Raw genomic sequence first — 13,001 nt, 5'->3', positions numbered from 1 at the left:
GGACCCTCTTTCCGTTCGATGCAGGACGGGCACGCCGTCAGCCTACCGTTCGTCCTCGACGGCCCCGGACGGAGCCGCAGCACCATCCGCCGCCGACGACGCCTCGGCCGCCGCGACCTTGCGCGCCTGCGCCGCCGACTGCCGGGCGACCTTGCGGAGCTTCTTGTCGCTCGTCGCCCGCTCGCCCACGGCACCGGGGGTCCAGGCCTCGATGTCCTCGTCCGAGAACTCCGCCTTGCCCGCGCGGCGCTTCAGATTCGGCAGCACGGTGCCGTCAGCCAGGCGTCGTGCCGTGATGAGGAACCCGGTGTGCCCGACCATGCGGTGGTCCGGGCGGACGGCGAGGCCCTCGACGTGCCAGGTGCGCACCAGGGTCTCGCTCGGCATCGGGTCGGTGAAGCGTCCGGTATCACGCAGGGCCTCAGCCGTGCGGGACAGCTGCGTGACGGTCGCGACGTAGCAGACGATGAGTCCGCCGGGCACGAGGGCGTCGGCTGCGGCGTCCACGCACTCCCACGGCGCGAGCATGTCGAGCACGACGCGGTCGACGCTCTGCGGCTCGGTCGCGTCGGGCAACGACTCGACGAGGTCACCGACCGTGACGGACCAGTTGTCCGGGACGGCCCCGAGGAAGGTGCCGACGTTGCCCTTCGCGATCGCCGCGAACTCCTCGCGGCGCTCGAACGACTGCAGCTGCCCGGTCGGGCCGATCGCGCGGAGCAGGAACAGCGACAGCGCCCCCGAGCCGACGCCGGCCTCGACCACGCGGGCCCCGGGGAAGACGTCCGCGAAGGCCACGATCTGCGCCGCGTCCTTCGGGTAGACGATCGCGGCGCCACGCGGCATCGACATCACGTAGTCGTTGAGCAGCGGGCGGAGTGCGAGGTACTCGTCACCGGTGCTCGCCCGGATGACCGAGCCGTCAGGCTGCCCGATGACGTCGTCGTGCCGGAGCACCCCGCGGTGCGTGTGGTACTCACCCGCGGTCTCGAGCGACAGCGTGGTGAGCTTGCCCTTCGGACCGGTCAGCTGCACGCGGTCGCCGGCCCGGAACGGGCCGCGCGGTGGCGTGTGCGGTGCGCCGCCCGCGGTGTGTGGGAGCGCTGCGGTCGGGTCCGCGGTCGGACTGGAGGCGCTGCTCGCGTCCGCCTCGTCGCGTGCGTCGTCGGTGTGGCTCATCGGGTGACCCCTTCGGTGTCCGCAGCGTGCGCCGGGTCCGGCACCGCGCCTCCAGTCCGTGCGGCCAGTGCCGGCGTCGTCAACTCGACCAGCCGGTCGACGTCGACCCCCGCCAGGGTGGTCAGGTGCACGTCGCCGCCGGCGATCTCGGACAGCGGGACGATGTGCTCGACGGCGACCGTGACGGCGCCGGAGGCGACGGCCGACGCGACGCCGGTGGCGGAGTCCTCGATCGCGACGCACGCGGTTGGCTCGACGCCGAGCTGCGCGGCGGCGGACAGGTACGCGTCCGGGAACGGCTTCGGGCGGTCGACGTCGTCGCCGGCCACGACGACGCGGAAGCCGCGCTCGCCCAGGGCCTCGGCGGCGACGAGTGCCATCTTGCGACGGGACATCGTGACCAGGGCGGTCGGGATGCCGCGGGCGTGGAGCTCCTCGACGAGCTCACGGGCACCCGGCCGCCACGGCAGTTCACCGGCGCGCAGGTGCTCCATGACGTAGTCGGTCATCCACTGGATGATCTCCTCGACCTCCATGTCGACGCCCTTGGCGCGCAGGAGCTCACCGGACCGCTCGAGGCCGGACCCGACCAGGGACAGGCCGTCCTCGTGGGTCCACTCGGCGCCGTAGCGGTTCGTCAGGTCGACCTGGGACCGCTGCCAGATCGGCTCGGTGTCGATGATCGTGCCGTCCATGTCCCACAGCACGGCTGCGGGCGGGACGAGGGCAGGAGGATGCGCGGTCACGGGCGACGAGTCTACCGGGGCCGTTCCGCTGGGCGCGGACGCGCGCGTGCGCCGACACCCCCTGGGCCTACAGTGGATGCCTGAATCGTGTCCGGCCGGGGGCATCGCTCCCGCCCCGCTCCGCTCCACCACCAGGAGGTCCGCTCCGTGCCACAGCACTCCCCCTTCAGCGACGGTCGCTTGCTCGTCGTCGCCTTCGAGGGCTGGAACGACGCCGGCGAGGCCGCGAGCGGTCTGGCGCGTCGCATCGTCGAGTCGCTCGGTCTCGACGAGTTGCGTGAGCTCGACGGTGAGCGGTACGTCGACTACCAGTTCAACCGGCCCACCGTCGGCACCGACGAGAACGGCGACCGCGGTGTGCAGTGGCCCCGGATCGTGCTGCACGGCCCCGGTGCCGAGGGCCGTCCGGTCATCGGCGCCACCGGCTCCCCCACCGACCGTGACGTCTTCGTCCTGGTCGGCCCGGAACCCTCGCGCACCTGGCGGGGCTTCTGCTCGGAGATCATCGACCTGGCGGACGTCTACTCGATCGACGCCGTCGTCTTCGTCGGTGCGATGCTCGCCGACGTCCCGCACACCCGGCCGATCTCGGTGTTCGTGTCGAGCGAGAACGCCGGTGTCCGCGCCGCCTTCGACGTCGACAAGTCGTCGTACGAGGGCCCGACGGGCATCCTCGGGGTCCTCGCCGACGCGATGGACAAGGCCGGGTTGACCACGCTCTCCCTGTGGGCGTCGGTGCCGCACTACGTGCACAACTCGCCCTCGCCCAAGGCCACGCTCTCGCTGCTCGACAAGATCGAGGAGCTCACGGACGTCACCGTGCCCCGTGGCTCGCTGCTCGACGACGCCACCGAGTGGGAAGAGGGCATCGACGCCCTCGCCGCCGACGACGAGGACATGGCGTCCTACATCGGGCAGCTCGAGCAGGCGCGCGACACCGTCGACTCCCCCGAGGCCTCGGGCGACGCCATCGCGCAGGAGTTCGAGCAGTACCTCCGTCGCCGTGAGCGCAAGGACGGCAAGGACGGCGGCACCGCCGGTGGCGAGGGGCCGTGGCGGCCCCAGCAGTAGCCGTCACCCGCTGACGGACAGGAGGCACGGTGTCAGCTGGCACCGTGCCTCCTGTCCGTGGGGGGCGTGCGGCGAGTGGTCGCGAAATGTCGGCTGCGGCCCGCGTCGGCGACAGTTCCTGACCCCTCGGCGGCGCGCACGCGACGTGTCGCGACCACACGGCGGACGGGAGGCGCGTGTCGGCCTCGCCACGGGCCTCCCGACCGGCGGCCGCGAACGGTCACGACACCCCGCTCACGTCCGGCGAGTGGTCGCGAACCGTCGGTTGCCGACCGCCTCGGCGGCGGTTCGTGACCCCTCGGCGGCACACACGCGACGTGTGGCGACCACTCGCCGCGCGGTCACGACACCCGCTCACGTCCGGCGAGTGGTCGCGAACTGTCGGCTGCGGCCCGCCCGGGCGACAGTTCCCGACCCCTCGGCGGGGCGCACGCGACGTGTCGCGACCACACAGCGGACGGGAGGCGCGGGGCAGGGCCGCCACGGGCCTCCCGTCCGGCGGCCGCGAACGGTCACGACACCCCGCTCACGTCCGGCGAGTGGTCGCGAACTGTCGGCTGCCGACCGCCCAGGCGACAGTTCCTGACCCCTCGGCGGCGCGCACGCGACCGTGTCGCGGCCCCCGTCAGGCCAGGCGGATGCCGAGCAGCGCGTCGATCAGGTCGAGGAGCTCCGGCGTGCACGCCGTGCCACCGGCGATCGCCGTGTCGACCGCGGCGACGGCACCGGGGGTGTTCAGGTCATCGGAGACCCGCGCGCGGATGCGTGCCGCGACGTCCGCCGCGTCGTCAGCGTGCCCGGCGGAGGCTCCCGAGGCCCAGGCGTCCCAGCCGGCGAGCCGGGTCTGGGCACTCGTCAGCTCGGTGTCGAACCACTCCCAGTCGTCGGAGTACTTGTGCGACAGCAGTGCGAGCCGGATGGCTCGGGGGTCGGCGCCGTCGTCGAGCAGCCCGCGCACGGTGACGAGGTTGCCGAGCGACTTCGAGATCTTCGTGCCCTGGTAGGCGATCATCCCGGTGTGCACGAACGCGTTCGCGAGGGGCTGGTGCGCGAGGGCAGCAGCGTGCCCGGCGCTCATCTCGTGGTGCGGGAAGACCAGGTCGCTCCCGCCGCCCTGCACGCTGATCGGCAGCCCGAGGCGGTCACCGGCGATGACGCTGCACTCGATGTGCCAGCCGGGGCGACCGGGGCCGATCTCGGTGTCCCAGGCCGGCTCGCCGTCACGCGCGGCGCGCCACAGCAGCGGGTCGAGCGGGTCGCGCTTGCCCGGACGATCCGGGTCGCCTCCGCGTTCGGCTGCGAGGGCGAGCATCGTCTCGCGGTCCAGGCCGCTCTCGTCACCGAGGGTCCATGCGTCGGTGGGGCGGTTCACGTCGAAGTACAGGTCGTCGCCCTCGGCGCCGTCGGTCGGGACCTCGTACGCGTAGCCGGACTCCTGCAGGAACGAGACCGCCTCGGCGACGCGCTCGACCTCGTCGGTGACGGCCACGAAGTCGTCCGGCGGCAGGATCCGGAGCGACTCCATGTCGCGACGGAACAGGTCGACCTGGGACGCAGCGAGTTCACGCCAGTCGACGCCGTCGCGGGCGGCACGCTCGAGCAACGGGTCGTCCACGTCGGTGACGTTCTGCGCGTACTCGACGTCGAGCCCCGCGTCACGCCAGGCACGGCCGAGCGTGTCGAACGCCAGGTACGTCGCCGCGTGGCCGAGGTGCGTGGCGTCGTACGGCGTGATGCCGCAGACGTACAGCGCAGCACGGTCCTCGTCGCGGGCGGGGTCCACCGGCTTGCCCGTTGCGGTGTCGTGGACGACCGGTCGGGGCGCGGCGCCGGGGACGTCGGGGACGGATGGGGCCTGCCAGGCCCTCACGGCTGGATCACTCCGAGCGACAACAACACGATGAGCACGATACCGAGTGCGATCCGGTAGACGACGAAGGGCATGAAGCTGCGCTTGCTGATGTAGTTCATGAACGCCGCGATCACGACGAACCCGACCACGAACGCGACGACGGTGGCGATGAGCGTGTCGGCGAGTCCGAACGGCGAGCCGTGGTCGCCGAGGCTCGTCGCGGCCTCGTAGAACCCGGACAGGAACACCGCCGGGATCGCCAGCAGGAACGCGAAGCGCGCGGCCGCCGGGCGGGTGTACCCGAGGGCGAGACCCATCGACACGGTCGCACCGGAACGGGACACACCGGGCACCAGGGCGAGCATCTGCGCCAGGCCGATGAGCAGACCACCACGGAACGTCATCTGCTCGATCCGGCGCTCCTTGCGGCCCACCCTGTCGAGCACCCCGAGCACGACACCGAACACGATGAGGACGATCGCGACGATCCAGAGGGACCGGAACGTGGTCTCGATCGAGTCCTTGAGCAGGAGCCCGGCGACCCCGATCGGGATCGTGCCGAGGATCACCAGCCAGCCGAGCCGGACGTCGGGGTCGTCCTTCGGCACGTCACGCTTGACCACCGACCGGAACCACCGCCCGATGATGCGGGTGATGTCCTTCCAGAAGTAGATGAGCACCGCGGTCTCGGTGCCGAGCTGCGTCACCGCGGTGAAGGCCGCGCCGGGGTCCTTCGCGTCGGGCAGGAAGAGCCCCACGATGCGCAGGTGCGCGCTGGAGGACACCGGCAGGAACTCGGTGAGCCCCTGGACGAAGCCGAGGAAGATCGCCTCGAGGATGTGCATCGCACGGGCCTTTCGGGGGGAGGTCGGTCAGGGCACCGCCACGACGGCGACCATGAACAATATCAGTACGTGGCGAGCAGGTCGCCCAGCACCCGCCGACCGAACGCCAGCGAGTCGAGCGGCACCCGCTCGTCGACGCCGTGGAACATCGCGGGGAAGTCGACACCGGCCGGCAGCTGCAGCGGCACGAACCCGTACCCCGCGATGCCGAGCGTCGAGAGCGCCTTGTTGTCGGTGCCGCCTGACAGCAGGTACGGCAGGACCGGCGCGCCCGGGTCGTGCCGGCCGAGGACGTCGCGGACGGCATCGACCAGCGGGCCGCCGAAGTCCTGCTCGAGGCCGATGTCGCGGAACGACATGACCACCTCGACGTCGGGTCCGGCGAGCTCCCGCACCCGCTCGAGCACGGTCTCCTCGTCACCCGGCAGGCAGCGGATGTCGACCAGGGCCTCGGCGGTGTCCGGGATCACGTTGTGCTTGTAGCCGGCGGTCAGCACCGTCGGGTTCGACGTGGTGTGCAGCGCGGCGTGGATGAACCGCGACGCCGAGCCGGTGGCCAGGGCGACCTCGTCCGGGCCGGTGACCGTCGGGTCGACCCCGAGGAACCGCGCCACCTCGGCCACCATCGCGTCCGTCGTGGCCGAGAGCCGGACGGGCCACTCCTCGCTGCCGATCCGGGCGACCGCCGCCGCGAGCTTCGTGACGGCGTTGTCGCGGATCACGTGCGAGCCGTGGGCAGCGGTGCCGCGCGCGATCAGCTTCACCCACATGAGCGCCTTCTCACCGGTCTGCAGCAGGTAGGCGCGACGGTCACCGAGCGTGATCGAGTACCCGCCGACCTCGCTGATCGCCGCCGACGCCCCCGCGAAGACCTCCGGGTGCTGGTCGACCACGTGGTGGGACCCCAGGACTCCCCCTGCCTCTTCGTCGGCGAAGTAGGCGATCACCAGGTCACGCTCCGGCGCACCGTGCTGTTCGATGACGTCCGCCAGCGACGTGAGCATCATCGCGTCCATGTTCTTCATGTCGACGGCGCCCCGCCCCCACAGCGAACCGTCCTTGACCACGCCACCGAACGGGTCCACCGACCAGTTCGCCGGATCCGCCGGCACCACGTCGAGGTGTCCGTGCACCACGAGCGCCGGCTTGTCACGGTTCCGACCCGGCACCCGCGCCACGACGCTCACCCGGTCCGGCTCGGACTCGAACAACTGCGGCTCGAGGCCCAGCGCGCGGAGCTTGTCCTCGACGTAGTGGGCTGCCTCCGTCTCACCACGGGACTTCCCCTCGCCCCAGTTCGTCGTGTCGATGCGGATGAGGTCGCGGGCGATCGCCGCGGTGGCCTCGAGCTCGGGCACGGACTGCGGCTCGGAGCGCTCCGGGTTCGTCATGGCTCCACGGTATCGGTCGGCACCGACCCCGTCGCCGGGACAGCGCGCGCAGGACTCGCCCGGGATGCGCGACCGTGTTCATCGCGCGTGCGGACCCGTGCTAGTGTCTTCTCTCGGCAGGAACGCCGGGTTCAACCCGGGAAACAGACACCAGACACCCTGTCCGGGTGGCGGAATTGGTAGACGCGCTAGCTTGAGGTGCTAGTGCCCGTATTAGGGCGTAGGGGTTCAAGTCCCCTCTCGGACACAGGAAATGCGTGCCCCCTGACCTTTCGGTCGGGGGGCATTTTCTGTTGTGTCTTCCCGGCGAGTGCCGCCATCGCTGCGCTCAGGGCGTCACCGCCTCGGGGGCGCCACCTCGCTGCGCTCAGGGCGACCACGTGCCACTTCGCTTCGCTCAGGGCGATCCACGGGCGCGCCACCTCGCTTCGCTTAGGACGTTCTCCGCGCAGCGTCGGTGCGCGCGGGTGGACGCGGGACGTGCGGACTGGAGGCGCGGGGCGGGGCCGCAGCGCGCCTCCAGGCCGGAACGTGCGCACGTCGGAGGCCGGTGCAGGGTTGCGCACTCCGTGTGACGGGACAAGGTCGCACCGAGTGGGCAACGCTGCACCATGGTGCAAGCCCGGCGGCTCGGCACCGCGCGCGGTCAGCGGGAGCGGCGCACCCGCCGCACCACCAGCACCACGGCGCCGAGCGCCGCCAGCCAGCCCCAGTTCGCGACCACCGGGTCGAGCACCTGGTGCCGCCAGTCCGACCGACTCGACCCCAGGCGCGACGCAACGGGGTGGTTCCCCCGCTCCGCCGCGACACCGGTCTCGCTGATCACCCGGTCCGGCCGACCCCGCACCGCATCGGTCACCCGGTGCGTCGCGACGTCCAGGCGGTCCCCCACGACGAGCAGCATCCAGTGCGCCAGGCGGCCCTCGCTGAACCGCCGGTAGGCGTACCGCCGGACGATCCCGGCGACGCCGTGCAGGGGCTGCGCGGTGCCGAACACCGGCGTCACGTGGGCGTGCTCGATCGAGCGCTCCCGGCCGTGCGCACCGTCCTGCTGCGGCGGGAGGTCCCAGTGGGCTCCGGTGGCCGAACCGGCCTCGCGCGAGAGCTTCGGGACGGACGGCCGGTCCGCCGGGTCGAGGTCGCTCCCCCACCCCGGGATGCGGGCACGGAGTTCCTCGGCCGACGGCACCCGTCGGGGTGGATCGGCGATGTACGGGGTGTGGTCGGACATGTCGGGCCTCCTCACGGCACGACGACGGTCTTGATGCAACCGTCGAGCTTGGACGAGAACAGGTGGTACCCCTCGGCGATGTGTTCGAGGGGGATGCGGTGCGTGATGATGTCGCTCGGCTTGAAGTGCCCGGCCCGGATGTGCTCGAGCAACCGCGGCCACTGGCGCTTCACGTGCGCCTGGTTCGTGTGGATCGTGACGCCCTTGTTCATCGCGTCCCCGAACTTCACCGCGCTCGGGATCGGCCCGTACGCACCGATCGCCGAGACCGTGCCGCCCTTGCGGACACCGTCGATCGCCCAGTTGAGCGCCGTCGGGGACCCGCCCTGCAGCTTCAGCTTCGAGGCGGTGACCTGCTGGGTGAAGTTGCCGTCCGCCTCGGCTCCGACGGCGTCGATCACACTGTCCGCACCCAGGAAGTCGGTCTGCTTCTTCATCTCGAGCACGACGTCGTCGACCTCGGCGAAGTTGATCGTCTCGGCGTGCGCGAAGCTCCGGGCCTTCTCGAGCCGGTACTCGAGCTGGTCGACGACGATCACCCGGCCGGCTCCCATGAACCACGCCGACGCCGCGGAGAACAGTCCGACCGGCCCGGCACCGAGCACCACGACGGTGTCGCCCTCGCGGATCGACGCGAGCTGCGCCCCGAAGTAGCCGGTGCTCAGTGCGTCCGTCATGAGGAGGGCGTCGTCATCGTCGAGCCAGTCCGGGATCACCTGCGGTCCGACGTCGGCGAACGGCACCCGCACGCGCTCCGCCTGCCCGCCGTCGTACCCGCCGGTGGTGTGCGAGTACCCGTAGATCCCGCCGACCGCGGTCGCGTTCGGGTTCACGTTGTGGCAGTTCGCGAAGAGTCCGCGGGCGCAGAACCAGCACGTGCCGCAGAAGATGTTGAACGGGACCATCACGCGGTCGCCGACCGACAGGGTCTCGACGGACGAGCCGATCTGCTCGACCACCCCGATGAACTCGTGGCCGAACGTGTGCCCGACCCGGGTGTCGGGCATCATGCCGTGGTACAGGTGCAGGTCCGACCCGCAGATCGCGGCCCGTTCCACCCGGACGATCGCGTCGTTCGGGTGCTCGATCCGGGGATCCGGTTTCTCCTCGACGCGGACCCGGTAGGGGCCGCGGTACGTCATGGCGCGCATGGACGCTCCTCTCGTTCGTCGCGTCCACGCTGGCGCGCGCCACGTTGGAACGGACCCAGGACCGCAGATGGCGGACAAGGGGTGGGCGTCCGCACAGACGGACGGGAGGCGCGGTGCCGACTGGCACCGCGCCTCCCGTCCGATCTTTGGGGGCGTCTAGCTCTTCGACGCCTCGACGAAGTTGCGTCGCGGGTCCGTCTCCTTGATCAGGGAGGTCGCGTCGCGACCCGACACCGCACCGGTGATCCAGCCGATGATGATGCGGGCCTTCCGGTTCAGGGTCGGCATCGCGTACACGTGGTACGCGCGGTGCGCGAGCCACGCGAGCAGGTTGGTCATCTTGATGCCCTTGATGTTCGCGGCACCCTTGCCGACACCGTACGACGCGACGGTGCCGATGGAGGGGTGGCGGTACTCCTCGAGCGGCTTGCCGGTGATGGTCGCGACGATGTTGTCGGCGGCGACCGCGGCCTGGCGCACGGCGTTCTGCGCGTTCGGCGGGTAGAACGCCGGCTGCTTGTCGGCGGTCAGGTCGGGCACCTGCGCGACGTCACCCAGGCCCCAGACGCCCTCGACGACCTGGTGGGTGTCCTCGGCCTCGACCTGGAGCTTCGCGTTCGCGGCGAGGTGGCCCTTCGGCCCGCGCGGCAGGTCGGAGGCGTCGAGGAGCGGGTTCGGCTTGACGCCCGCGGTCCAGACGAGCAGGCCGGTGGCGAACTCGTCGCCGTCGGAGAACTTGACGACACCGCCCTCGGCGCTCGGCATCGTGGTCTTCAGGCGGACGTCGATGCCGCGGGCGCGGAGCGACTCGAGCGTCCACTTGGACAGCTCGGGGCCGACCTCGGGCGCGACGCGGTCGAGGGCGTCGATGAGCACCCAGCGGGGCTGCTCACCGGCGAGCGACGGGTAGGTCTTGATGGCAGCCTGCGACACGTCGAAGAGCTCGCCGATCGCCTCGACGCCGGTGTAGCCACCGCCGACGAAGACGCTGGTCAGCAGACGGCGACGCTCGTCCTCGTCACGGGTGGCGGCGGCCTTCGCGATGTTGTCGAGGAGCTTGGCGCGCACGTAGGCGGCCTCTTCGACGCTCTTGAAGCCGACGCCGTACTCCTCGAGCCCGGGGGTCGGGAAGGTGCGGGTGACGGAACCAAGGGCGACGACGAGGTGGTCGTAGCCGAGAGTGCGGTCGTCGCCGCCAGCGGTCGCAATCGAGACGGTCTTGTCCGCCGAGGAGATCGCGGTGACCTTGCCCTGGATCACCCGGGTCTTGCGCAGTGCACGGCGCAGCTCGACGGTGACGTCCTTCGGCGCGATGTGTCCACCGGCGACCTCGGGCAGGAACGGCAGGTACGTGTAGTAGGTGTTCTGGTCCACGAGCGTGATGCGCATGGGCACCGTGGCCGCGTGCTTCTGGAGCTGCTTGACCGTGGTGTAGCCAGCGGAGCCGCCGCCGAGGACGAGGACGTGAGGGATCGAGTCTGCCATTCCTCCGGTCTACCGGACTTTGGCTTGGCGCGTCATGAGTTCCGCGGCCTGTCGCGGAGCCGCCACCACGCGGTCTCGGCCAGTTCGGGCCCCGTGAACACCCCGTGCGGGGTGCGGCGGGACTCGGTGAGCGAGAAGCGGCGCAGTCGGTAGCCGCCGCCGAAGCGGTCGATGATCGCCTCGGGGGACGCCTCGGGGTCGCGCTTGACGTACCAGGTGCGGTCGTCGACCGGCTCGATCACGCCGGGGTCACCGTCGTCCGCCGATGCGGGAGCGCAGGATGTCGATGCGCTTCTGGATCTGCTCGATGCTCGCCTGCGCCACCGCCGGGCCACCGCTGATCCGCCGGAGTTCGGCGTGGATCGATCCGTGCGGTTCGTTCGAGTGCCGGGACCAGATCGACACGAGCCGGGCGAGTTCGGTGCGCTGCTCCTTGATCGTCATGTACATCGGTCGGTCGGGCTCGGGCGGCTTCGGCATGCCGTCCTTGGCCGTGCGGCCCTTGGAGCGCTTCGCCTGCGTCGCCTGTCGCGCGCGCAGGAGGTCGCGCACCTGGTCGGGTTCAAGGAGCCCGGGGATGCCGATGAAGTCGAGCTCCTCGAGGGAACCGACCTCGCCGCCGGTGCCGAACTCACCGCCGTCGTAGAGGACGCGGTCGAAGGACGCCTGCGAGTCGAGTGCCTCGAACGGCTGGACCTCGAGCAGGCTCTCGGACGCGCGGTCTTCCTTGTTGGCCTCGGCGACCATCGCGTCTTCGGGGTTGTACATGCCGTCGTCGGCGTCCTTCGGGCGGTCGAGGGCGTGGTCGCGCTCGAGCTCGAGGGTGGCGGCGAGGGCCATCAGGCCGGGGACGCTCGGCAGGAAGACACTCGCGGTCTCACCGCGGCGGCGGGCACGCACGAAGCGGCCGATCACCTGGGCGAAGAACAGCGGCGTGCTCGCGCTCGTGGCGTAGACGCCGACGCAGAGCCGTGGGACGTCGACGCCCTCGGAGACCATGCGGACGGCCACCATCCAGCGCGAGGTGTCGTCGGCGAACGCGCTGATGCGGCTCGACCCGGCGGCTTCGTCGGACAGCACCACGGTGGGACGCTCCCCCGTGATCTGCTGCAGGATCCGGGCATAGGCGCGCGCCGTGGTGGTGTCGGTGGCGATGACCAGGCCGCCGGCGTCGGGCACACCACGGCGAACCTCGGTCAGGCGCTTGTCGGCGGCAGAGAGCACGGCCGGCATCCACTCGCCCTCGGGTGACAGCGCGGTCCGCCAGGCCTGAGCCGTGATGTCCTTCGTGACCTGCTCGCCCAGGGAAGCCGACATCTCGTCGCCCATCCGGGTCTTCCAGCGCATCTGTCCGGCGTACGCCATGAACAGCACCGGGCGGACGACGCCGTCCTTCAGCGCGCGACCGTAGCCGTAGTTGTAGTCGGAGATCGAGGTGCGGATGCCCTGCTCGTCGGGGGCGTACTGCACGAACGGGATCGGTGCGGTGTCGGACCGGAACGGGGTCCCCGACAGCGAGAGCCGGCGGGTGGCGCCGGAGAACGCCTCTCGGATGCCGTCGCCCCACGTCAGGGCGTCGCCACCGTGGTGGACCTCGTCGAGGACGACCAGGGTGCGGCCGCCCTCGGTGATGCGCTTGTGCACCTCGGGGTTCATGCCGACCTGGGCGTAGGTGATCGCGACGCCCTGGTAGTGCCGGCCGAACATGCCGTCGCCGTTCTTGAACATCGGGTCGATCCGGATGCCCACACGGTCGGCGGAGTCGGCCCACTGGCGCTTCAGGTGCTCGGTCGGGGCCACGACGACGATGCGGTCGACGGTGCCACGGGCGAGGAGCTCGGTCGCCAGCCGCAGCGCGAAGGTGGTCTTGCCGGCGCCGGGGGTCGCGGCCGTGAGGAAGTCGCGGGGTTCCTTCTCGAAGTACTTCGTGAGCGCTTCGATCTGCCAGGCGCGGAGCTTCGAGGCCGTGCCCCAGGCGGCCCGATCCGGGAACGCCGGCGACAGGTGCTGGACGGCCGAGTTGCCGGCCGCTTCGGCCAGGGCCGCGGCA

11 protein-coding genes and 1 tRNA gene are annotated in these 13,001 nt (G+C 71.2%); 2 read left to right on the top strand and 10 right to left on the bottom strand.

From position 1 onward, the window contains the following. Positions 1–42: 42 nt before the first annotated feature. The gene (locus tag BIU91_RS00690; protein ID WP_084740361.1) at positions 43–1,179 is read right to left on the bottom strand and encodes a tRNA (adenine-N1)-methyltransferase; all 1,137 of its coding nucleotides are present in this window, start codon (positions 1,177–1,179) and stop codon (positions 43–45) included. Then, the gene (locus BIU91_RS00685) at positions 1,176–1,925 is read right to left on the bottom strand and encodes an HAD family phosphatase (RefSeq protein WP_253183650.1); all 750 of its coding nucleotides are present in this window, start codon (positions 1,923–1,925) and stop codon (positions 1,176–1,178) included. The genes BIU91_RS00690 and BIU91_RS00685 overlap by 4 nt, the downstream gene beginning before the upstream one ends. Before the next feature lie 147 nt (positions 1,926–2,072). Here BIU91_RS00685 and BIU91_RS00680 point away from each other — a divergent pair, with 147 nt between their 5' ends. Next, positions 2,073–2,996, top strand: a complete 924-nt coding sequence (locus tag BIU91_RS00680; protein WP_071403783.1) for a PAC2 family protein — start codon at positions 2,073–2,075, stop codon at positions 2,994–2,996. Positions 2,997–3,621: 625 nt separating this feature from the next. Here the strand turns inward: BIU91_RS00680 and mshC are convergent. The 3 genes from mshC to BIU91_RS00665 all read right to left on the bottom strand — a co-directional run bounded on the left by mshC (position 3,622) and on the right by BIU91_RS00665 (position 7,084). Further along, positions 3,622–4,866: a cysteine--1-D-myo-inosityl 2-amino-2-deoxy-alpha-D-glucopyranoside ligase gene (mshC, locus tag BIU91_RS00675; protein ID WP_071403782.1), complete on the bottom strand. Its 1,245-nt coding sequence runs from the start codon at positions 4,864–4,866 to the stop codon at positions 3,622–3,624. Next, on the bottom strand, positions 4,863–5,693 hold the full coding sequence (locus BIU91_RS00670; RefSeq protein WP_071403781.1) for an undecaprenyl-diphosphate phosphatase: 831 nt from the start codon (positions 5,691–5,693) through the stop codon (positions 4,863–4,865). The genes mshC and BIU91_RS00670 overlap by 4 nt, the downstream gene beginning before the upstream one ends. 62 nt (positions 5,694–5,755) lie before the next feature. Next, positions 5,756–7,084 (bottom strand): M20/M25/M40 family metallo-hydrolase, encoded by a 1,329-nt coding sequence (locus tag BIU91_RS00665; RefSeq protein WP_071403780.1) that lies wholly within the window; start codon positions 7,082–7,084, stop codon positions 5,756–5,758. A gap of 161 nt (positions 7,085–7,245) precedes the next feature. Here BIU91_RS00665 and BIU91_RS00660 point away from each other — a divergent pair. Continuing rightward, a tRNA-Leu gene (locus BIU91_RS00660) sits at positions 7,246–7,331 on the top strand. Positions 7,332–7,730: 399 nt separating this feature from the next. On the opposite strand, the gene BIU91_RS00655 is transcribed toward BIU91_RS00660, so the two are convergent. From BIU91_RS00655 to BIU91_RS00635, 5 genes are all read right to left on the bottom strand, one after another. Further along, complete coding sequence (locus tag BIU91_RS00655) at positions 7,731–8,315, bottom strand: hypothetical protein (RefSeq protein WP_071403779.1); 585 nt, start codon at positions 8,313–8,315, stop codon at positions 7,731–7,733. Positions 8,316–8,326: 11 nt separating this feature from the next. Then, positions 8,327–9,466: a zinc-dependent alcohol dehydrogenase gene (locus BIU91_RS00650; protein ID WP_071403778.1), complete on the bottom strand. Its 1,140-nt coding sequence runs from the start codon at positions 9,464–9,466 to the stop codon at positions 8,327–8,329. A 156-nt stretch (positions 9,467–9,622) separates the two neighbouring features. Continuing rightward, entirely contained in the window at positions 9,623–10,951 is a 1,329-nt protein-coding gene (locus BIU91_RS00645; protein ID WP_071403777.1) for an FAD-dependent oxidoreductase, read from the bottom strand. 32 nt (positions 10,952–10,983) lie between these two features. Continuing rightward, positions 10,984–11,193, bottom strand: a complete 210-nt coding sequence (locus BIU91_RS00640; RefSeq protein ID WP_017887301.1) for a hypothetical protein — start codon at positions 11,191–11,193, stop codon at positions 10,984–10,986. A gap of 7 nt (positions 11,194–11,200) precedes the next feature. After that, positions 11,201–12,991: a DEAD/DEAH box helicase gene (locus BIU91_RS00635; RefSeq protein ID WP_071403990.1), complete on the bottom strand. Its 1,791-nt coding sequence runs from the start codon at positions 12,989–12,991 to the stop codon at positions 11,201–11,203. Positions 12,992–13,001: the final 10 nt, after the last annotated feature.

Origin of the sequence: Curtobacterium sp. MMLR14_002 (assembly GCF_001864975.1) — a bacterium.
Lineage (GTDB): Bacteria > Actinomycetota > Actinomycetes > Actinomycetales > Microbacteriaceae > Curtobacterium > Curtobacterium flaccumfaciens.
This window is presented reverse-complemented; position numbering and strand designations above follow the sequence as displayed.